The sequence below is a fragment of the Streptomyces roseochromogenus subsp. oscitans DS 12.976 genome, from assembly GCF_000497445.1.
Lineage (GTDB): Bacteria > Actinomycetota > Actinomycetes > Streptomycetales > Streptomycetaceae > Streptomyces > Streptomyces oscitans.
The window spans coordinates 5,829,473-5,849,532 of record NZ_CM002285.1 but is presented as its reverse complement, the minus strand read 5'-3'; the positions used below and the strand labels follow the sequence as shown (position 1 = coordinate 5,849,532).

Genomic DNA, 20,060 nt, shown 5'->3' with positions numbered 1-20,060 from the left:
CGCGCTCGCGCCGCCCGAGCCAGGCCGCCTTCAGCCGCAGCCCGGTGCCGAGTCCGGCCAGCAGCAGGCCGCCGGCCACGGGCACCGCGAAGGACGAGCCGAGCGCGACGGCGAAGGCCAGCAGCAGCCACCAGCGGTGACCCCGGCGCCAGGTGCGCACGGTCACCGCCCGGTCCTGCAGCACGTCGTACTTGCCCGCGCGGACCGCGCCGCGGGCGAGGGCGGCGTACCGCCCCCGGCGCACCAGCGCCACGACCGCCGCGCCGATCAGAAACAGCGCGGCCCCGGCCAGCACCCCGGCCCGGCGGCCGGTCACCCCCGGCGGCAGCACCCCGATCCCCGCGGCGCACACTCCGAACCACCACAGCGGTGCGGCCCCGGCCCGTACGACGACGGCCACCCGGGCCAGGCCCTGTACTCCGCGTACTCCGCGCGCCACGATCCGCCTCCTCGCCGTCCCGGCACAGTGCTGTCGGCGCGGCACGCTAACGGGCGAACGTGAGACGAGTCTGAGAGCGCCCGCGCAGGCAGGTCACTCCACGAACAGGCCCCGCGCCGCCGCCTTCGCGTCGAACTCCTCCAGCCGGGCCTGCGCCTCGGGCAGGTCGTCGCAGACCGCCTCCAGCAGCACCCGCCCGAGCAGCATCGGCGCGCACGCGGTGTCGAAGGCGAGCCCGGTGCCGACGGCGGCGGGCAGCAGCAGGTCGGAGTACTTGGCGACCGGCGCGAACGCGGAGTCGGCGACGGTGACGGTGGTCAGGCCCACGTCCTTGGCGTAGGCGAGGGTGTCGACGACCTCGCGCGGATGCCGGGGCAGCGCGAAACACAGCAGCGCGGAGGCGCCCGCGCGGACGGCCGCGTCGATCCGGTCCTGGATCATCGTGCCGCCCTCGTTGAGCAGCCGGACGTCCGGGTGGACCTTGGCCGCGAAGTAGGTGAAGCCGTACGCCTGGGAGGCAGCCGCGCGCAGTCCGAGCACCGGCAGCGGACGGGAGGCGGCGAGGACCCGGCCGGCCTTCTGCACCGGGCGCGGGTCGGCGAGCAGGTCGGCGAGGTGCCTGAGGTTCTCGATCTCGGCCTCGACGGCCTGCTGATACTCGTTGAAGGCGCCCGCCTCGGAGGCCGGTTCGGCCGGTACGACCTCGCGCAGATGCCTGCGCAGTGCCGGATAGCCGTCGAAGCCGAGCGCGACGGCGAACCGGGTCACCGACGGCTGGCTGACCCCGGCCAGTTCGGCCAGCTCCACACTGGACAGGAAGGGCACGTCGGCGGCCCGCCGCACCATGCTGTGCGCGATCCGGCGCTGGGTCGGCGTGAGCCGGTGGCCCTCGAACAGCGCCTGCAGCCGGTTCGCGGGACTGTCCGTCGCACCTGAGGTGAGACCGCCCGAGGCCACGGCCGCCGCCTCCGGCGTCTCGCCGGAAGCCACACCGATATTCCTGTCCACGCTCATGACGCGCTCCCCCTCCAGATGTCCGTGAACCGGTCGAGCAGTGCGGCCGCCTGCGTCACGTCGTCCGTGAGCGGCCGGTCGGCCGGGTCGGCGTCGAGGACCGACTCGGCGAGCGCGAACGCCTCTCCGGCCGGCAGCCCCGGGTCGGGCCGCAGGTCACGCTGGCGCAGCGCGCGAACGGCGGCGACGAGTTCGCAGCCGACCACCAGACGATACGCACCGCACGCGCGCAGGGTCTGCCGCGCGGCCAGCGAGGCGAAGCTCGCCTGTTCCTCGACGCCCCGGGAGAGTACAGCGTGGCCGAGCGAGGCGGGCGCGGAGAAGGCCCGCAGCTCACCGAGGGCCGCTCCGGCCGCGTACTCCAGGATCATCACGCCGGAGGAGGCCGGCTCATGGTCGGCGAGGAAGGGGCGCAGCCGGGTGTAGGCGGGTTCGTTGAGCGTGGACAGGCGGGACGTCGACAGCCGGGCCACCTGGGTGAGCGCGAGCCTGAAGTGGTCGAGGGCGAGGGCCAGTTGGGCCTGGTAGAAGCCGCCGTGGTGGTAGGCGGCGAGGTCTTCGGGGGCGATGAGCGGGTTCTCGGCGGCCGCGTTGATCTCCACGGTCAGCACCTGCTCCAGGGTGTCGGCGGCGTCGTGCGCGGGGCCGTGGATCTGGGGCAGGCAGCGGAAGCCGTACGGGTCCTGGATCCGGCCGAGCGGTGGGGTGGGCCGGTCGGCGGCGCCGATCAGCTCCCGCATCCGCCGGGCCACCTCGGCGCTGCCCCGGTGCGGACGGGCGGCGTGCACGGGGGCGGCGTACGCCTCGTGGGAGCCGTCGACGGCGAGCAGGGACAGCGCAGCGACGACCTGGGTGGCGCCGATGAGCCCGCGCAGTTCGTACAGGGCGAGCGCGGACTGGCCGAGGGTGAGGGCGTTGCTGCTGATCAGGGCGAGGGCGTCGTTGTTGTCGAGCGGCTGGGGCTTGGGGGCGCGGACGTCACCGAGGAGCTCGGGTCCGGAGGCGCCAGCGCTACCGAGGAGCTGCGGCCCGCAGGCACCGGCGTCGCCAAGGGACTGCGGCCCGCAGGCACCGGCGTCGCCAAGGGACTGCGGGCCGAATGCGCCAGCGTCGCCGAGAAGCCCGGGTTCGGATACGCCAGCGCTACCCAAGGACTGCGGCCCGCAGGCGCCGGCGCCACCGAAGGACTGCCGCCCGGACGCACCGACGTCGCCGAGACGCCCGGGTTCGGAGGCACCGGCGTCGCCGTGGGGCTGCGGCGTGGGGGTGCCGGTGCCGCGCCAGGGGTGTTCGCCGGCGAGCGCGAGCCCGACCTGGGCCAGGGCCGCTATGTCGCCGGTGCCGACGGAGCCGAACTCGTTGACCACCGGATACGCGCCGGTCTCCAGCGCCTCGCACAGGGCCGTGACCACACCGGGCCTGAGGCCGGCGCCGCCGGCCAGCAACTGGTTGGCGCGGACGGCGAGCATCGCGCGGACCTGGCGGGCGGGGAGCTCGTCGCCGATGGCGCCGGCGTGGCTGCGCAGCAGGCGCAGGCCATGGCCGGCGGCGGCCTCGGTGGGCACGTCCTCGTTCCGGTTGGCGCCGACGCCGGTGGAGCGGCCGTAGACGCGTCCGGTGGCCGCGATCTGCCGGGCGGCGTTCCAGGAGTGCTCCACGCGCCGCATCGCATCGGCCTCGGGGACCGGATGCGCGGTGCCGTCGGCGAGACGGACGACGTCCTCGACGCCGAGTCCGGAGCCGTTCAGGACCACGGTCGCGGCCTGCGTGCTGGGAATGGGCTGCCGCACGTCCACGATGCGAGACGACATCACACCCAAGCTCCCCTCAATCCGGACATTGGATCTTGCCTCTCGGACATCCGTTACAGCGGATTAACACCGAACCGTTGACAATCTATTCACACACCAAGAACTCTGCATGACGTTATACAGCCGGGCAAGGGACATCTCATGATCCAGTTCGATGCGGTCCACAGGCGCTTCCCCAACGGCACCACAGCAGTCCACGATCTCCACCTGGAGATGCCGGAGGGCGGCATCACCGTCCTGGTCGGATCCTCCGGTTGTGGCAAGACCACCACCCTGCGGATGATCGAACCGACCTCGGGCACCACGTGGCCGACACCTATGCCGAGCAGCACGGACTGGTGAAGTAGGGGGGTTGTCCCCAGTGCGGAGGGCGTGAGCGCTCCCTAATGTGGCTCTCATGAGCGCACTGGACTCGCGGGACACCGACCTGAGAAAAGAACTCGACGCCACCCTCCAGACCCGCAGGGAACTGGGCGAGGAATACGAGCCGGCGCTGGTCGACTCCTTCCTGGAGAAGGTCGAGCAGCGGATCGACGACACGGTGGACCGCCGGGTGCGGCGACATCTGGCCGAGCAGCAGATGGCGAGTGCGCGCGGCACCCGGCGCCCGAAGGACGCCGACACCTGGCCGGAGCGGTTCGGGTTCGCCATCATCTCGCTGGTCCTGGCGATACCGCTGACCGCCGTCGGCGGCGGCATCGCGGGGACGGCCGGGACGATCGCCACCTGGGTCGGCATCGTCGGCGTCAACTTCGCCCAGGCGGCACGGCTCAACCCGGAGCTGCTCGCCGGCCGCCGCGGCCGCTCCCGCGAGGACGGCTGAGCCTCACGCCTGCCGCGTCCAGCCGCCCGGACAGCTCCGTACTGCCGATGCATCCGGAACCGTCCGCTGAGCGCCGCGGAAAATACTTGCGCGGGGACCGCCGCACCCCCGTTGCCGGGGGGCGGGACGACGGCGGTCCCCGCGAGGGACGCGGGCCGGGTCAGGGCCGGGCTTGCGCGTCCATGGCGTCCATGGAGGTCCGGGAGCCGCTCCGGAGGTCCTTGACGCCGCTCGGCGCCGGCCTGGGCGGGGAGCCTCCTCCAGGGCTCAACGCCTGGGAGGTACCTCCATCACCCCTGCCGACACCCACTACTGTGCCGGACCCGTGTTAAGCGGGTGCTGCGCGCACGTGACACGCTCGTACCGCTTCCGCGAACCCCGCCTCACCTCAAGTGGCTGCCGTAAACCCCCAGTTCACCGGAGGTTCGCCGCTACTTCCCGCCCTTGGCCAGGAAGGCCAGCAGGTCCTGCCGGCTGACCACGCCGGTCGGCTTGCCCTCGACCAGGACGATCGCCGCGTCGGCCGAGCCGAGCACGGACATCAGGTCGCCCACCGGCTCGCCGGAGCCGACCTGGGGCAGCGGGGCGCACATGTGCTTCTCCAGCGGATCGTCGAGGGACGCGCGCTTGCTGAACAGGGCGTCCAGCAGCTCCCGTTCCACCACGGACCCGACGACCTCGGCGGCCATCACGTCCGGGTGGCCGGCGCCCGGCTTGACGACCGGCATCTGCGAGACGCCGTACTCGCGCAGCACCTCGATGGCCTGGCCCACGGTCTCCTCGGGGTGCATGTGCACCAGGGACGGGATGGTCGCGCCCGCCTTGAAGTTCAGGACGTCGGCGACGCGGGCGCTCGGGCCCTCGTCCTCCAGGAAGCCGTAGTCGGCCATCCACTCATCGTTGAAGATCTTCGAAAGGTACCCGCGGCCGCTGTCCGGCAGCAGCACGACCACCACGTCATCGGGGCCCAGCCGCTCGGCGACCCGGAGCGCCGCCACGACGGCCATACCGCAGGAGCCGCCGACGAGCAGGCCCTCCTCCTTGGCGAGGCGGCGGGTCATCTGGAAGGCGTCCTTGTCGGACACGGCGACGATCTCGTCGGCGACGGTGCGGTCGTAGGCGGTCGGCCAGAAGTCCTCGCCGACGCCCTCGATCAGATACGGCCGCCCGGAGCCGCCGGAGTAGACGGACCCCTCCGGGTCGGCGCCGATGACCTGGACCTTGCCGTCGCTGGCGTCCTTCAGATAGCGGCCGGTGCCGGAGATGGTCCCGCCCGTGCCCACGCCCGCCACGAAGTGGGTGATCTTCCCCTCGGTCTGCTCCCACAGCTCGGGGCCGGTGGAGTGATAGTGCGAGAGCGGGTTGTTGGGGTTGGAGTACTGGTCGGGCTTCCACGCGCCCGGGGTCTCGCGGACGAGCCGGTCGGAGACGTTGTAGTACGAGTCCGGGTGCTCGGGGTCCACGGCGGTCGGGCAGACCACCACTTCGGCGCCGTACGCGCGCAGCACGTTGATCTTGTCGGTGGAGACCTTGTCAGGGCAGACGAAGATGCACTTGTAGCCCTTCTGCTGGGCGACGATCGCCAGCCCCACACCGGTGTTGCCACTGGTCGGCTCCACGATCGTGCCGCCAGGCTTCAGCTCCCCGCTCTGCTCGGCGGCCTCGATCATGCGCAGGGCGATGCGGTCCTTCACGGAACCGCCCGGGTTGAAGTACTCCACCTTGGCCAGGACCGTCGCCTGGATGCCCTTGGTCACGTTGTTGAGCCTCACCAGCGGGGTGTTGCCGACAAGGCTGATCATCGAGTCGTGGAATTGCACCGTTGTCTCCGGTTGCTGCAAAAGATGTGGTCGTAGTGGTGTCGCCAGCCTAAGGCCAGCTGCGCGGCTCAGACGGCCGTTCACTCCTCGTTGAGATTGGCGTACGGGCTGTACGGGGCAAGGAGTGGATGTACGGCTACGAGGAGGTGGCGGCGACGCATGACGAGCATGTCGAGGGCGAGAGTGGCCCGGCGTATCGCGGCCGGAGCGGCGTACGGCGGTGGCGGGGTCGGGCTGATCGGGGCGGCCGCGGTCGGCGTGCTGCTGGCGGAGGTACGGCTGGCCCGCCGCCACGTGGGCAACGGCAGCGGCGGCCGCGTCCCGGTGGCCGACGGGTTGTACGGATGGGGGTCCCCTCACTCGGGAAAAGCCGGGAGTGGGGGGAGCGGTGGAGCGTACGGCGTCCCCGAGGAACCGCCTCTCCGCCTGGCCCTGCTCGGCGATTCGACGGCGGCCGGGCAGGGCGTGCACCGGGCGGGGCAGACTCCGGGCGCGCTGCTGGCCTCGGGGCTGGCGGCGGTGGCGGAACGCCCCGTGGAGCTACGGAACGTCGCCCAGCCCGGGGCCCAGTCCGACGCCCTGGACCACCAGGTGGCCCAGATCCTTTCCGGGTCCTCGCACGTCCCCGACATCTGCGTGATCATGATCGGCGCGAACGACGTGACCCACCGGATGCCGCCGACCCGTTCGGTACGTCATCTGTCGGCGGCGGTACGGCGGCTGCGCACGGCCGGTGCGGAGGTGGTGGTCGGCACCTGTCCCGACCTCGGCACGATCGAGCCGGTGCAGCAGCCGCTGCGCTGGCTGGCCCGGCGGGCCTCCCGGCAGCTGGCGGCCGCCCAGACGATCGGGGTCGTGGAACAGGGCGGGCGCACGGTGTCGCTGGGCGACCTGCTGGGCCCCGAGTTCGCGGCGAACCCGCGGGAACTGTTCGGGCCCGACAACTACCACCCCTCGGCGGAGGGCTACGCGACGGCGGCGATGGCCGTACTGCCGACGGTGTGCGCGGCACTGGGCCTGTGGCCGGCGGAGGAGGAGCGCCCCGACGTCTCCCGCCGCGAGGGCTTCCTGCCCGTTGCTCGCGCCGCGGCCGAGGCGGCCTCGGAGGCCGGCACGGAGGTCACCGCGGCGATGCCGACGGGGCCGCGGGGACCGTGGGCGCTGCTCAAGCGGAGGCGGCGGCGCCGGGTACCGGAGGCCGAGCCCGCGACTCCGTCGGTCTGACCTGCGCACCCCGGCCGGCACCAAGCAAGCGCTTAGTAAATTGCGGCCAGTGTCACACCACCGCACCCGTGACCTGGACCATACGGGCGGGTAACTTCCCAAGCGGCCCTGCCCGAGAAAAACACCGCCCACCCGTCACCCGACCGCCGCCCCTCAACGAGGCGCTGCGCGCCGCCCCTTCTGATCGGAGCCGTGATGCCCGAAGCCGTCATCGTCTCGACCGCCCGCTCCCCCATCGGCCGCGCCGTCAAGGGCTCCCTCAAGGATCTCCGCCCCGACGACCTGACCGCCACGATCATCCAGGCCGCGCTCGCGAAGATCCCCGAGCTGGACCCCCGGGACATCGACGACCTGATGCTCGGCTGCGGCCTCCCCGGCGGCGAGCAGGGCCACAACCTCGGCCGGATCGTCGCCGTACAGATGGGCATGGACCACCTGCCGGGCTGCACGATCACCCGCTACTGCTCCTCGTCCCTGCAGACCTCCCGCATGGCCCTGCACGCCATCAAGGCCGGCGAGGGCGACGTCTTCATCTCGGCCGGTGTCGAGACGGTCTCCCGTTTCATCAAGGGCAGCTCCGACGGCCTCCCGGACACGCACAACCCCCTCTTCGCCGAGGCCGAGGCCCGTACCGAGGCGGTCGCCCAGCAGGAGGGCACGACCTGGCACGACCCGCGCGAGGACGGCCTGCTGCCCGACCCGTACATCGCGATGGGCCAGACCGCCGAGAACCTGGCCCGCGCCAAGGGCATCACCCGCCAGGACATGGACGAATTCGGCGTCCGCTCGCAGAACCTGGCCGAGCAGGCCATCAAGAACGGCTTCTGGGAGCGTGAGATCACCCCGGTGACCCTCCCGGACGGCACGGTCGTCAGCAAGGACGACGGCCCCCGCCCCGGCGTCACCCTGGAGGGCGTCGCGGGCCTGAAGCCGGTCTTCCGCCCCGACGGCCTGGTCACGGCCGGCAACTGCTGCCCGCTCAACGACGGCGCCGCGGCTGTCGTCATCATGTCCGACACGAAGGCCCGCGAGCTGGGCCTCACCCCGCTCGCCCGCATCGTGTCGACCGGCGTCTCCGGCCTCTCCCCCGAGATCATGGGCCTCGGCCCGGTCGAGGCATCGCAGCAGGCCCTGCGCCGCGCCGGCCTGACCATCGACGACATCGACCTGGTCGAGATCAACGAGGCCTTCGCCGCCCAGGTGATCCCCTCCTACCGTGACCTCGGCATCGACATCGACAAGCTGAACGTCAACGGCGGTGCCATCGCCGTCGGCCACCCCTTCGGCATGACCGGCGCCCGGATCACCGGCACGCTCATCAACTCCCTGCAGTGGCACGACAAGCAGTTCGGCCTGGAGACGATGTGCGTCGGCGGCGGCCAGGGCATGGCGATGGTCATCGAGCGCCTCAGCTGACCCACCATCCGTAGCGGGACGGACACATCCCGTCAGGAACCGGCCCGGAACCGAGGAATCCCCAAGGTTCCGGGCCTTTTCGTGATCCAATCTCCCCCAGGATGTGACCTATCTCGCTCGCTACACCCATCGGTGCAGGTCAGGGCAGGTCAGCACGGTGCGCAACAACATCACGAACCCAAAGTCCTGTCCGTTTCGTGACGTTACGCACTGACAGCTGCTTAGTCCACACTTCAAGCTGATGTAGGAAGTCGGGGGTCGACTTTGAACCGGGAGTACGTCAGTGAGCGCCATGCCGATCGCCCTGCTGCTCACCACGGCCGCCACCGGCGCCGTGGGCGTCGCCGTCCTGCGCACCGTTCTGAGGCTGCGCCGCCAGCTCGCGGATCTGCAGCAGCAGCTCGCCGACAACCAGGCGGCCACCACCCGTGCCCTGCTGCCGAGCGCCCGCACCCACGCCGACGCCGACCAGATACGCGCGGCCGTGGCCGAGGCGCTCGCCGAGGAGCGGGAGCGGGAGCTGGCCGAGGCACGTGCCTTCTGGGCCGCGCAGGAGTCCCGTGACGCCTCCGATTCCCCGTCCCTGCTGGGCCTGCCCGAGGCCGATCTGTTCCTGCCCCGGCAGAGCGACTTCGTCGGCCTGGAGCCGGTGTCCGAGCCGACCGCCGACGCCGACGAGTTCGCCGGGGAGTCCCCGGAACTGGCCGCGGCCCGCCGCCGTCACCCCTCCCACCCCGACTTCGTCCCGGTGCAGTCCCCGGCGGTGAACGACCACGAGCGCACGGTGACCACGCTGGAGCAGCTGGCCGCCGAACAGGTCGAGCTCTCCGACGTCCGCCCGGGCCCGCTCGGCACCCTCGACGTCTATGTCTTCGCCGACGGCACCACCCTGTGCATGACCCCAGGCCACCGCGAGACCGCCGAACGCCTCGCGGCCGCCGTAGAGGCGGGCGAGGCCCCGTATCTGCTGGGCGGCTCCGGCATCTCCGGTGCCTACACCCTCACCTTCGCCTGCGGCGAGGACACGGTCTACATCCTGGCCGACAGGGTCATAGCGTCACTTTGAAACACTGGTGAGGGTCAGCGCCCCAAAGGGGCGCGGGGCTGCAGCCGCGCACCGGTCTCAGACCCCCGCCCTCTGACGCGCCTCCTCGACCAACCTCACCGCTTCGGCGACTTCGTCGTCACTCCGCAACAGCAGCGCCAAGTCATGCGCGGCGACCAGAAGCTGGTCAGCCGCCGCGAACATTCCCGCATCCGGCATCTCCCGGGGTTCGGCACCAGGCTCTTCCAGCAACTGGGCCCGCCGAGAGAGCTCCCTCGCCACAGCCAAGGCCTCACCGGCGGCGCCCCGTTGCAGCCGGCTCTGCGGAGCGGCCCGCAACCGGTCGGCGAAGTGATCCACTGCTTGGGCCAAGGGCGTCGTATCAACCACGCGCCGAGCGTAACGTGCCGCACTGTTGCCAATACGCGAACGCTCAGGCACCGTGACGTGAAGGACCGGCTTACATCCCCTTTGCGTTCGGAGGCGCCGATGTCCCAACTCTTCTCCGAGGAGACCCACCGCAATCTGCTCGCCCGCATCCCCCATTGCACCGGTCGTGAAGTCTCCGACTGGCTGCGCACCGTAGAAGAAGGCCCCGCCCTGTTCCGCTTCGAGGAGAAGGTCAGCTGGCTCCGGCACGAGTACGACCTCGCGTACGGCCACGCGAAGGCGATCGTCCATGAGTACGACCTCAGGAGGGCAGCCCGCAAGCTGCTCTAGACGGCGAAGGGCCCCGGGTCGCAACCCGGGGCCCTTCTCACGTCACGGCCGGCGCGTGCGCTAGTCGTTGCTGGTGAAGATCGCCACCAGCCGCAGCATCTCCACGTAGATCCACACCAGGGTCATGGTGAGGCCGAACGCGGCCAGCCAGGACTCGTTGCGCGGGGCGCCGTAGGCGATGCCGTCCTCGATCTGCTTGAAGTCGAGGGTCAGGAAGAACGCGCCGAGCAGGATCGCGATGATGCCGACGAGCGCGCCGAGCGGGCCGAAGCTGCGCAGGCCGCCGTTCTCGGCGACGCCGAACGCGACCAGCAGCAGGTTGACCGCCATGACCACCATGAACGCCATGGCGATGGCGATACCGATGCGGGCGTAGCGGGCGGTGACGCGGATCCAGCCGGCCTTGTAGACCAGCAAGGTCGCGGCCGAGACCGCCATGGTGCCGAGCACCGCCTGGAAGGGGGCGCCGCTCCAGCGGCTGTTGTACATCTCGCTGATGACGCCGAGGAAGACGCCCTCGAAGGCGGCGTACCCGAGGATCAGCGCGGGCGACGGGGTGCGCTTGAAACTCTGGATCATCGCCAGGACGAACGCGACGATCGCGGAGCCGACGGCCAGGCCGTAGCTGGTCGCCGTGACCGGCAGCAGCGCCCAGGCGAGGACGGCGCCGACGGCGACGGTGCCGAGCGTGAGGGCCGAGCGGACGACGACGTCGTCCATGGTCATCCGGTCGGTGGTGACCGGAGCCTGCGGCGGGGCGCCGTACTGGACGCCACCCTGCGCGTACGGGTTCTGGGCGTAGGGGTTCTGCGCGTACGGGTTGCCCTGTGCGTACCCGGCCTGCGGTGCGGTGTTGAAGCCGGCGTAGCCGTTGTCGCGGCTGAACCCCCGTCGCGAGAAGACCGGGTTACTGCTCCTCATTTCACTCCTCCATGGCTGCCGTGCGCAGCCTTGGCTCAAGAGTAATGGATTGGCAAAGGACCGACCATGATACCTGAGGAGGATCTTTCCCCTGCCGTGCTCCCCAACACGCTACGCGTACCGGCGATTCCCGGCCAAGGGTGATCGCCTTCTATGACGAACCTGCTACGCGACCGAGACGTGTCGCTACCCCAGCGGAAACCCGGTGTACGCCTCGGCCAGTTCGGTCGCGGCCGCGCGGGAGGAGGCGATCCGTTCCAGCCGTGCCTGCTGGAGGCGGGCGTCGAAGGGCGTACCGTCCGGGGCCGAATGGAGCATCGTCGTCATGTCGTAGGAGAACCGCTCGGCCTGCCAGACGCGGCGCAGGCAGGTCGCGGAGTAGGAGTCGAGGAGGTCCGGGGAGCCGGTCTGCTTCTCGTGGACGAGGGCGCGGGCGAGGGTGACGACGTCGCCGACGGCGAGGTTCATGCCTTTGGCGCCGGTCGGCGGGACGATGTGGGCGGCGTCGCCGGCCAGGAAGAGACGGCCGTGGCGCATCGGTTCGTGAACGAAGGACCGCATGGGCGTGACCGACTTCCGGGTGATGGGCCCGCGCTCCAGCCGCCAGCCGTCGTCGGTCCTGGAGCGCCGCTCCAGTTCCGACCAGATCGCGTCGTCGGTCCATTCGTCGGCGTCCGTTTCGGCGGGCACCTGGAGATAGAGACGGGAGACGAAGGATTCAACAGGGAGCGAAGCGACTTCTTCGGAAGGGCGGTGGCGGGTGACGGGCGGGCGCATGGAGAAGAGGGCGAAGCCGCGTTCGTGGCGGGCGTAGACGAGTTCGTCGTGCGAGGGCGCGACGTCGGCGAGGATGCCGAGCCAGGCGTAGGGGTACGTCCGCTCGAACACGCGGGAGAGGGCGGCCGGGAAGGCCCCCCGGGCCACGCCCCAGAAGCCGTCGCAGCCGACGGCGTAGTCGCACTCCAGCACGTCCTCGCGGCCCTGGTGCCGGAACGGGATGCGCGGCCGGTCGCCGTCCGCGCCCTCGACCCCCAGCGCCTGCGCCTCGAACAGCAGCGGTCCGCCCTCCTTCAGCTGAAGGGCGATCAGGTCCTTGCAGACCTCGCTCTGGGCGTACACCATCACCGACCGGCCGCCGGTCAGGCCGGGGAAGTCGACGCGGTGACGACGGCGGTCGAAGCGCAGCTCGATACCGTCGTGCCGCAGTCCCTCCCGGTCCATCCGCTCCCCGGCGCCGACTTCGCGCAGCACGTCCACCGTGCCCTGCTCCAGGATCCCGGCGCGCTGGCGGTGCTCGACGTAGGCGCGGTCGCGGCTCTCCAGGACGACCGAGCCGATACCGGCGCGGTGCAGCAGCCGCGCGAGCAGCAGTCCGGCCGGTCCCGCTCCGATGATCCCGACGGTGGTGCGCATCGACTCTGTCCCTTCCCGCGGCGTCGCTGCCTCAGACTGAGATTCCGAGATTTCCTGTAGTTCGCCTAGTGAAGTTTTTTTCACTCATTCGAGGGCCGAGTCTGAGCCTGAGGGCATCCGATGTCAATGGGCAGGACTGCCGCCAAGGCGCGGTTGGTGCCCGGAGCCGGACTTGAACCGGCACGCCCGCGAAGGGGCAGCGAGGTTTAAGCTCGCCGTGTCTGCATTCCACCATCCGGGCAGGCCATGGGGCTCCGCTTCGAGGTTCGAGCCTATCGGGACGCATCCCCCGAACAGCGGAAGGGCGGGCCGATGTTGTCTTATTTTATTGACGTCTGAGGGTGCATCAGCCCATGGAACGAGCCATCCGCACTTGCCAACAGCGTGCCGCGACGTGGATACGCCCGTACGTGGAATGACGGAATTTCACCGTCCGAACGAGGGCGTACCACCCGTTCTGGACGCCGTTCGGCACCGATTCGAGCGTGCCGTTCACCGTGCGGTTCACGGTGCCGTTCTCAGGGGTGGGTGTCCTCCCCAGGTATGACACGGCGCCCGCTCGTCCGACCCGGGTCGCCCCCAGGAACCGGAACAGCGACTGACTACATGGCGTCCTGGCGCCGGGACGATGGATCCGTCCCCATGGAACACGTCGTCCCGACAGGAGCACCGTCCCGTGACCACCACACCGACCGCCGCCCGGACCAGCACCGTGGCCGCCCGCGCCACAGAGCTGTCGAAGATCTACGGGCAGGGTGAGACCCGGGTGGTCGCCCTGGACCGGGTCTCCGTCGACTTCCGGCAGGCCGAGTTCACCGCGATCATGGGCCCGTCCGGTTCGGGCAAGTCCACGCTGATGCACTGCGTGGCGGGCCTCGACACCTTCTCGTCCGGATCGGTGCGCATAGGCGACACCGAGCTGGGCTCCCTGAAGGACAAGCAGCTGACCAAGCTGCGCCGGGACAAGATCGGCTTCATCTTCCAGGCCTTCAACCTGCTGCCGACGCTGACCGCCCTGGAGAACATCACCCTCCCGATGGACATCGCGGGCCGCAAGGCCGACAAGGCGTGGCTGGACCAGGTGATCTCGATGGTCGGCCTGTCCGACCGGCTCAGCCACCGGCCCGCGCAGCTCTCCGGCGGCCAGCAGCAGCGCGTGGCCGTCGCCCGTGCCCTGGCCTCCAAGCCGGACATCATCTTCGGCGACGAGCCGACCGGAAACCTCGACTCGCGATCCGGCGCCGAGGTGCTCGGCTTCCTGCGCAACTCGGTGCGCGAACTGGGCCAGACCGTCGTCATGGTGACCCATGACCCGGTAGCCGCCGCCTATGCCGACCGCGTGGTCTTCCTCGCGGACGGCCGGATCGTCGACGAGATCCACGGCCCGACGGCCGACGCCGTCCTCGACCTGATGAAGCAGTTCGACGCGAAGGGCCGTACCAGCTGATGTTCCGCACCGCCCTGCGCAACGTCCTCGCGCACAAGGCCCGGCTCCTGATGACCGTGCTCGCCGTCATGCTCGGCGTGGCCTTCGTCTCCGGGACGCTGGTCTTCACCAACACCATCTCCGACGCCTACCAGAAGAGCTCCGCCAAGGGCTTCGACCAGGTCGACGTCGCCGTGCAGTCCAAGTACCAGGACTCCAAGGGCGACAAGGTCGGCAAGACGCCGGATCTGACCCAGGCCATGCTGGACAAGGCCTCGAAGGTCCCCGGCGCCGCCTCCGCGACCGGTGTCGTCAGCGGCTTCACCGCCGTCGCCGACAAGGACGGCAAGCTGCTCGGCGGCGACTGGCAGTCCGCCGGCGGCAACTACTGGGGCACCAAGGACGCCCGCTACCCGCTGGTCAGCGGCCACGCCCCGCACGGCAGGGACGAGGTGCTGCTCGACTCCAGGACCGCGAAGCGGGCCGGCTACAAGGTCGGCGACACCGTGCGGCTCTCCGTCGACGGCCCGGTCCTCACCCCGACCATCAGCGGCGTCTTCACCACCGACGACGGCAATGTCGCCGCGGGCGGCAGCCTCGCCCTGTTCGACACGCCGACCGCGCAGAAGCTGTTCGGCAAGCAGGGCGGCTACGACGAGATCGACGTCAAGGCCGCAGCCGGCACCAGCCAGTCCGCGCTGAAGTCCGCGCTGGACGCGGCGCTGCCCTCGCACCTGGTGGAGACCACCACCGGCAAGCAGCTCGCCGACGACCAGGCGAAGCAGATCGCCGACTCCATGAGCGGGCTGAAGCAGTCCCTGCTGGTGTTCGCCGGTATCGCCCTGTTCGTCGGCACGTTCATCATCGCCAACACCTTCACCATGCTGGTCGCCCAGCGCACCCGGGAACTGGCTCTGCTGCGCGCGGTCGGCGCCTCCCGCCGCCAGGTCACCCGCTCGGTCCTCATCGAGGCGTTCGCGGTCGGTACGGTCGCCGGTGTCACCGGTCTGGTCGCCGGTATCGGCATCGGCGCGGGCCTGCGCACCCTGCTGGGCTCCTTCGGCGCGAGCGTGCCCGACGGACCGCTGGTCATCAGCCCCGGCACCGTGGTCGCCGCCCTCGCGGTCGGCATCCTCATCACCATGCTGGCCGCCTGGCTGCCCGGCCGCCGGGCCGCGAAGATCCCGCCGGTGGCAGCCATGAGCAGCGTGCACGCCAAGGCCACCACCAAGTCGCTGGTACTGCGCAACACGCTCGGCTCGCTGTTCGCGGCGGCCGGCGTCGCGACGGTCGTCGGGGCCACGACGATGGACGCCGACTCCGCCCAGGGCCCGATGGGCATCGGCGCGGTCCTGCTCATCATCGGCGTGTTCATCCTGACCCCGCTGCTGTCCCGGCCGCTGATCGCGGCCGCCGCCCCGGTGCTGCGTGTCTTCGGTGTCTCGGGCAAGCTGGCCCGCCAGAACTCGGTGCGCAACCCGCGCCGTACGGCGGCCACCGCCTCGGCGCTGATGATCGGCCTGACCCTGATCACCGGCATGACCGTGATGGCGGGCAGCCTGCAGACGGCGATCGACAAGATGGCCTCTTCGGCGATCCGCGCGGACTACGTCGTCTCGATGGCCAACCGCTCCCCGCTCTCCCCGGACGTGGCGGAGAAGGTCGCCGCCACCGCCGGCGTCACCGCCAGCAGCCCGCTGCGCAACGCCGAGTCCCGTATCGACGGCAAGACCGAGTTCCTGACCGGTGTGAACGGCGCGGCCATCGGGAAGCTGACGGACCTGAAGGTGGACGAGGGCACCTTCAAGGTGGGCGGCTCGCAGATCGTCGTGGACAAGGACCGGGCCAAGGAGTACGGCTGGACGCCCGGTTCGCACTTCACCGCGCACTTCGAGGACGGCAAGGCACGGACCCTGACGGTCGCCGGTGTCTACGAGGGCAACGACATGATCCGCGGGATCATGCTCGACAACAAGGTCCTCACCCCGCATCTGAAGAACCCGGCCGACATGCAGGTCATGGTCAAGACGGCGAACGGCGCCTCCGAAGCGGCCAAGGACAAGCTCGTACAGGCCCTGGGCGCCAACCCGGCGATCAAGATCCAGGACAAGCAGGACATCTCCAACAGCATCGCGCAGATCTTCACGACGATGCTCAACATGCTCTACGGCCTGCTCGGCATGGCGGTGATCGTCGCGGTCCTCGGTGTCATCAACACCCTGGCCATGTCGGTCTTCGAGCGCTCCCAGGAGATCGGCATGCTCCGCGCGATCGGCCTGGACCGCAAGGCGGTCAAGCGGATGGTCCGCCTGGAGTCCCTGGTGATCTCCTTGTTCGGCGGGGTGCTCGGCATCGGGCTGGGCGTGTTCTTCGGCTGGGCGGCCGGACAGCTGCTGGGCACGAAGATGCCGACGTACGAACTGGTCCTGCCCTGGGGCCGGATGGCGGTCTTCCTGCTGCTGGCGGGCGCGGTCGGTGTCCTGGCCGCCCTGTGGCCGGCCCGGCGCGCGGCGAAGCTGAACATGCTGGCGGCGATCAAGGCCGAGTAGCCGTACGCATGAGCAAGGGGGCCTCGCGGTGGCGGGGCCCCCATTGCCGTACCCGCTGTCAGGTGTTCCAGGTACGGGTGCGCAACGGCAGCCCGGAGGCGCCGGACTCAGGAGTGCGGACGGCCAGGACCTGGTTGACGCCGATCCGGTTGCTCTCGAAGGCGAGCGCGCAGGCGGCCATGTACAGCCGCCAGACGCGGGCGCGGCCGGGGCCGGCGAGGCGGACGGCGCGGTCCCAGTCCGCCTCCAGGCTGGCGACCCACTGGCGCAGGGTGCGGGCGTAGTGCTCGCGGATGGCCTCCACATCCCGCACCTCGAACCCGGCGCGCTCCAGCTGGGTGACGGTGGTGCCGATGGGCGCGAGTTCGCCGTCGGGGAAGACATACGCGTCGATGAACGGGTCGACCTCGTACGCCGTCTCGTCCCGCTGCGGGCGGCGGGCGATCTGGTGGTTGAGCAGCCGCCCGCCGGGCTTCAGCAGGCCGTACAGCTGACGGGCGTACTCCAGATAGCGCTCGGCGCCGACGTGTTCGGCCATCCCGATGGAGGAGATCGCGTCGAACGGGCCGTCCCTGACGTCCCGGTAGTCCTGGACCCGGATCTCCACCCGGTCGGTCAGCCCCTCGTCGGCGACGCGCTTACAGGCGTACGCCGCCTGCTCCTGCGAGAGCGTGACCCCGACGACGCTCACACCGTGCTCACGGGCCGCGTGGATGGCCATCGAGCCCCAGCCGCAGCCGACGTCCAGCAGCCGCTGACCGGGCGTCAGGCCGAGTTTGGCGCTGATGAGTTCGAGCTTGTCGCGCTGGGCGGTCTCCAGCGTCTCGTCATTGTCGACGGCCCCCCAGTATGCGCAGGAATAGACCATCGACGGGCCGAGGACCAGCTCGTAGAAGTCGTTGCCGACGTCGTAGTGGTGGCTGATGGCCTGCCGGTCGGTGCGGCGGGTGTGCAGATGCCGGCGCGGCCTGCGCACCTCCTCGCGCGGCGGGGCGGGCGGGATCGGCGGCCCCGCCAGCTTCAGCAACTCGCGTACGGCGGCCCGCACAACGGGGTCGCGCAGGCTCTCGACGAGACCGCGGGCGTCATCCCCGCGTTCCCACACCAGTCCCGCCAGCGCGTCCAGCGCGGAGTACAGATCACCCTCGACGTCCAGATCGCCGGAGACCCAGGCGCGGACGAGGCCCAGCTCGCCCGGTTTGAACAACATGCGGCGCAGGGCACGGCGGTTGCGTACGATCAGCGCCGGTGCCTCCGGCGGCCCGGCCTGTGATCCGTCCCAGGCCCGCAGTCGGACCGGGAGCGGGGCTCCCAGTACCTGCTCGGCAAGACTCCTCAGCCGCGACGCGGCGTCGGCCATGGCGCACACCTCCAAGACGACGATCCCGGATGCCGGTAACCACGTAAACACCGTCGGCTTCCCTGCGCAGTCCCGCAAAGGGGTTACAACTCGGCAAAACAGATGCATGTGGCACGTAGATGGTGGTCCGGGAACGCCGAAGGACCTCCCGCACCACGGATGGCAGGAGGTCCTTCGGTTGGGTCAGCGACCGGTGAGGGTCAGGAGGCCTTGGCCTTCGCCTCGGTCTTGCTCGCGGCAGCCACCGGCGCCGGCTTGGCCGCCTCGTAGAACTCCTCGCGCGGGTTCTCCATCGCGCCGAGGGAGACCACCTCGCGCTTGAGGAACATGCCGAGGGTCCAGTCGGCGAAGACGCGGATCTTGCGGTTCCAGGTCGGCATCGCCATGCCGTGGTAGCCACGGTGCATGTACCAGGCGAGGCGGCCCTTGACCTTGATCTTCATCTTGCCCATGACGATCATCGCCACGCCCTTGTGCAGGCCGAGACCGGCGACCGCACCCTTGTTGGCGTGCTCGTAGTCCTTCTGCGGGAAGCCCCGCATACCGGAGACCACGTTGTCGCCCAGGACCTTGGCCTGGCGCAGCGCGTGCTGGGCGTTCGGCGGGCACCAGGCGTTCTCGTTGCCCGCCTTGCGGCCGACGAGGTCCGGGACCTGTGCGTTGTCACCGGCGGCCCAGATGTAGTCCGTGCCCTTGACCTGGAGGGTCGTCTCGCAGTCGACGTGGCCGCGGGGGCCGAGGGGCAGGCCGTAACGGGCGAGGGCCGGGTTGGGCTTGACGCCGGCGGTCCACACGATCGTGTTGGAGTCGACCTCGAGGCCGTTCTTCAGCACGACATGACCGTCCACGCAGGAGTCCATCGAGGTGGAGAGGTAGATCTCCACGCCGCGGCTCTCCAGGTGCTCCTTGCCGTACTGGCCGAGCTTGGGGCCGACCTCGGGCAGGATCTTGTCGGCGGCGTCGACGAGGACGAAGCGCATGTCCTCACGGGACACGTTCTTGTAGTACTTGGCCGCGTCCCGGGCCATGTCCTCGACCTCGCCGATGGTCTCCGCACCCGCGAAGCCACCACCGATGAAGACGAAGGTGAGCGCCTTGCGGCGGATCTCCTCGTCGGTCGTGGAGTCGGCCTTGTCCAGCTGCTCGAGGACGTGGTTGCGCAGGCCGATGGACTCCTCGATGCCCTTCATACCGATGCCCTGCTCGGCGAGGCCGGGGATCGGGAAGGTGCGGGAGACCGCGCCGAGCGCGATGACGAGGTAGTCGAAGGGCAGCTCGTACGCCTCGCCCACCAGCGGGGCGATCGTGGCGACCTTGCGGTCCTGGTCGATGGTGGTGACCCGGCCGGTGAGGACCTCCGCCTTCGGCAGCACGCGTCGCAGCGGGACGACGACATGGCGAGGGGAGATGTTGCCGGCGGCGGCTTCGGGGAGGAAGGGCTGGTAGGTCATGTACGACCGGGGGTCGACGACCGTGACGGTCGCCTCGCCGTAGCGCATCTTCTTGAGAATGCGCCGAGCTGCGTACAGGCCTACGTACCCACCGCCTACTACGAGGATCCTGGGACGCTCCGTGGTGCTCATGCCATCGAGTATCCACCCGCCCCCAGGGGGTCGCTCGTGCGCCCCTTCACAAGGTCCGGTAGGGCCTGTGCTAAACTCCGCGACTCGCGTGACGCAGATCATGACCGGCCAGGGGAACCGCAGCATCCTTTGGGCCGTTGTCAATGCCGCGTGAGCTGCCTCTCTCGGCAGCGAGCGAGGACGTGAGCCGCCCGGAACACGGTCGCCGGCACGCGATCCGCAGGTGTCGTACGACCTCTATCTGAACATGTTCAAAGGCCCCTTCGGCCCCCGAAAGGGCCAACAGGCCGCCTTCCGTACGCCAGCCGGGCCGAAATCCTTGTGAAGAACTTCACGAAGTTTTCCGACGCCACGTCACCGCGAGACCTCGAAGGGCACCGAAGAGCCCCCCGGGGAGCCGCTCAAACGTTATCCGACCTGCTCAACCAGCGGCTACCCATCAGTAACAAATGAGAGCCGGGCAACAGCGGGCGGCCGGCGGAAATCACCCGGACGG

At 70.2% G+C, this 20,060-nt stretch carries 16 protein-coding genes, 1 tRNA gene and 1 pseudogene; 8 read left to right on the top strand and 10 right to left on the bottom strand.

The genetic code is table 11. The features are described 5' to 3' along the window. The 3 genes from M878_RS74945 to M878_RS94775 all read right to left on the bottom strand — a co-directional run. On the bottom strand, nucleotides 1-439 hold a 439-nt coding region (locus tag M878_RS74945; RefSeq protein ID WP_023549984.1), incomplete at its 3' end, for a hypothetical protein. A gap of 93 nt (nucleotides 440-532) precedes the next feature. After that, nucleotides 533-1,453: a MurR/RpiR family transcriptional regulator gene (locus M878_RS74940; RefSeq protein WP_245238205.1), complete on the bottom strand. Its 921-nt coding sequence runs from the start codon at nucleotides 1,451-1,453 to the stop codon at nucleotides 533-535. Then, nucleotides 1,450-3,264 carry an aromatic amino acid ammonia-lyase gene (locus M878_RS94775; protein WP_023549982.1) on the bottom strand — a complete coding sequence of 605 codons (1,815 nt, stop codon included), beginning with the start codon at nucleotides 3,262-3,264 and terminating at the stop codon, nucleotides 1,450-1,452. Before M878_RS94775 ends, M878_RS74940 begins: the two co-directional genes overlap by 4 nt. Before the next feature lie 141 nt (nucleotides 3,265-3,405). On the opposite strand from M878_RS94775, the pseudogene M878_RS74930 reads away from it, so the two are divergent. After that, nucleotides 3,406-3,567 (top strand): annotated as a pseudogene (locus tag M878_RS74930) (ATP-binding cassette domain-containing protein); the annotation flags it as partial. Between the two features lie 94 nt (nucleotides 3,568-3,661). Continuing rightward, entirely contained in the window at nucleotides 3,662-4,087 is a 426-nt protein-coding gene (locus M878_RS74925) for a hypothetical protein (RefSeq protein WP_023549980.1), read from the top strand. Between the two features lie 431 nt (nucleotides 4,088-4,518). Here the strand turns inward: M878_RS74925 and M878_RS74920 are convergent, their stop codons facing one another. After that, nucleotides 4,519-5,907 carry a cystathionine beta-synthase gene (locus tag M878_RS74920; protein ID WP_023549979.1) on the bottom strand — a complete coding sequence of 463 codons (1,389 nt, stop codon included), beginning with the start codon at nucleotides 5,905-5,907 and terminating at the stop codon, nucleotides 4,519-4,521. A 159-nt stretch (nucleotides 5,908-6,066) separates the two neighbouring features. On the opposite strand from M878_RS74920, the gene M878_RS74915 reads away from it, so the two are divergent. The 3 genes from M878_RS74915 to M878_RS74905 all read left to right on the top strand — a co-directional run bounded on the left by M878_RS74915 (nucleotide 6,067) and on the right by M878_RS74905 (nucleotide 9,613). Next, nucleotides 6,067-7,131 (top strand): SGNH/GDSL hydrolase family protein, encoded by a 1,065-nt coding sequence (locus M878_RS74915; RefSeq protein ID WP_031225743.1) that lies wholly within the window; start codon nucleotides 6,067-6,069, stop codon nucleotides 7,129-7,131. 195 nt (nucleotides 7,132-7,326) lie between these two features. Further along, nucleotides 7,327-8,547 (top strand): acetyl-CoA C-acetyltransferase, encoded by a 1,221-nt coding sequence (locus M878_RS74910; RefSeq protein WP_023549977.1) that lies wholly within the window; start codon nucleotides 7,327-7,329, stop codon nucleotides 8,545-8,547. 283 nt (nucleotides 8,548-8,830) lie between these two features. Beyond that, a complete protein-coding gene (locus M878_RS74905) occupies nucleotides 8,831-9,613 on the top strand; it encodes a hypothetical protein (RefSeq protein WP_037730192.1) in 783 nt (260 codons plus the stop codon). 57 nt (nucleotides 9,614-9,670) lie between these two features. On the opposite strand, the gene M878_RS74900 is transcribed toward M878_RS74905, so the two are convergent. Then, a complete protein-coding gene (locus M878_RS74900; protein WP_078630385.1) occupies nucleotides 9,671-9,982 on the bottom strand; it encodes a hypothetical protein in 312 nt (103 codons plus the stop codon). 99 nt (nucleotides 9,983-10,081) lie between these two features. Between M878_RS74900 and M878_RS74895 the strand changes: the two genes are divergently transcribed. Then, nucleotides 10,082-10,312 (top strand): DUF4287 domain-containing protein, encoded by a 231-nt coding sequence (locus M878_RS74895; RefSeq protein WP_020940491.1) that lies wholly within the window; start codon nucleotides 10,082-10,084, stop codon nucleotides 10,310-10,312. 60 nt (nucleotides 10,313-10,372) lie between these two features. On the opposite strand, the gene M878_RS74890 is transcribed toward M878_RS74895, so the two are convergent. From M878_RS74890 to M878_RS74880, 3 genes are all read right to left on the bottom strand, one after another. Then, complete coding sequence (locus tag M878_RS74890) at nucleotides 10,373-11,233, bottom strand: Bax inhibitor-1/YccA family protein (RefSeq protein WP_023549974.1); 861 nt, start codon at nucleotides 11,231-11,233, stop codon at nucleotides 10,373-10,375. 186 nt (nucleotides 11,234-11,419) lie between these two features. Further along, complete coding sequence (locus M878_RS74885) at nucleotides 11,420-12,646, bottom strand: 4-hydroxybenzoate 3-monooxygenase (RefSeq protein WP_023549973.1); 1,227 nt, start codon at nucleotides 12,644-12,646, stop codon at nucleotides 11,420-11,422. A gap of 154 nt (nucleotides 12,647-12,800) precedes the next feature. Further along, nucleotides 12,801-12,887, bottom strand: a tRNA-Leu gene (locus tag M878_RS74880). Between the two features lie 435 nt (nucleotides 12,888-13,322). On the opposite strand from M878_RS74880, the gene M878_RS74875 reads away from it, so the two are divergent. Together M878_RS74875 and M878_RS74870 are read left to right on the top strand one after the other, a co-directional pair. Beyond that, nucleotides 13,323-14,093, top strand: a complete 771-nt coding sequence (locus M878_RS74875; protein ID WP_023549972.1) for an ABC transporter ATP-binding protein — start codon at nucleotides 13,323-13,325, stop codon at nucleotides 14,091-14,093. Next, a complete protein-coding gene (locus tag M878_RS74870) occupies nucleotides 14,093-16,621 on the top strand; it encodes an ABC transporter permease (RefSeq protein ID WP_023549971.1) in 2,529 nt (842 codons plus the stop codon). The genes M878_RS74875 and M878_RS74870 overlap by 1 nt, the downstream gene beginning before the upstream one ends. A gap of 58 nt (nucleotides 16,622-16,679) precedes the next feature. Here the strand turns inward: M878_RS74870 and M878_RS74865 are convergent, their stop codons facing one another. Together M878_RS74865 and M878_RS74860 are read right to left on the bottom strand one after the other, a co-directional pair. Beyond that, entirely contained in the window at nucleotides 16,680-17,981 is a 1,302-nt protein-coding gene (locus M878_RS74865) for an SAM-dependent methyltransferase (protein ID WP_023549970.1), read from the bottom strand. Nucleotides 17,982-18,181: 200 nt separating this feature from the next. Then, nucleotides 18,182-19,564 (bottom strand): NAD(P)/FAD-dependent oxidoreductase, encoded by a 1,383-nt coding sequence (locus M878_RS74860; RefSeq protein ID WP_078630384.1) that lies wholly within the window; start codon nucleotides 19,562-19,564, stop codon nucleotides 18,182-18,184. Nucleotides 19,565-20,060: the final 496 nt, after the last annotated feature.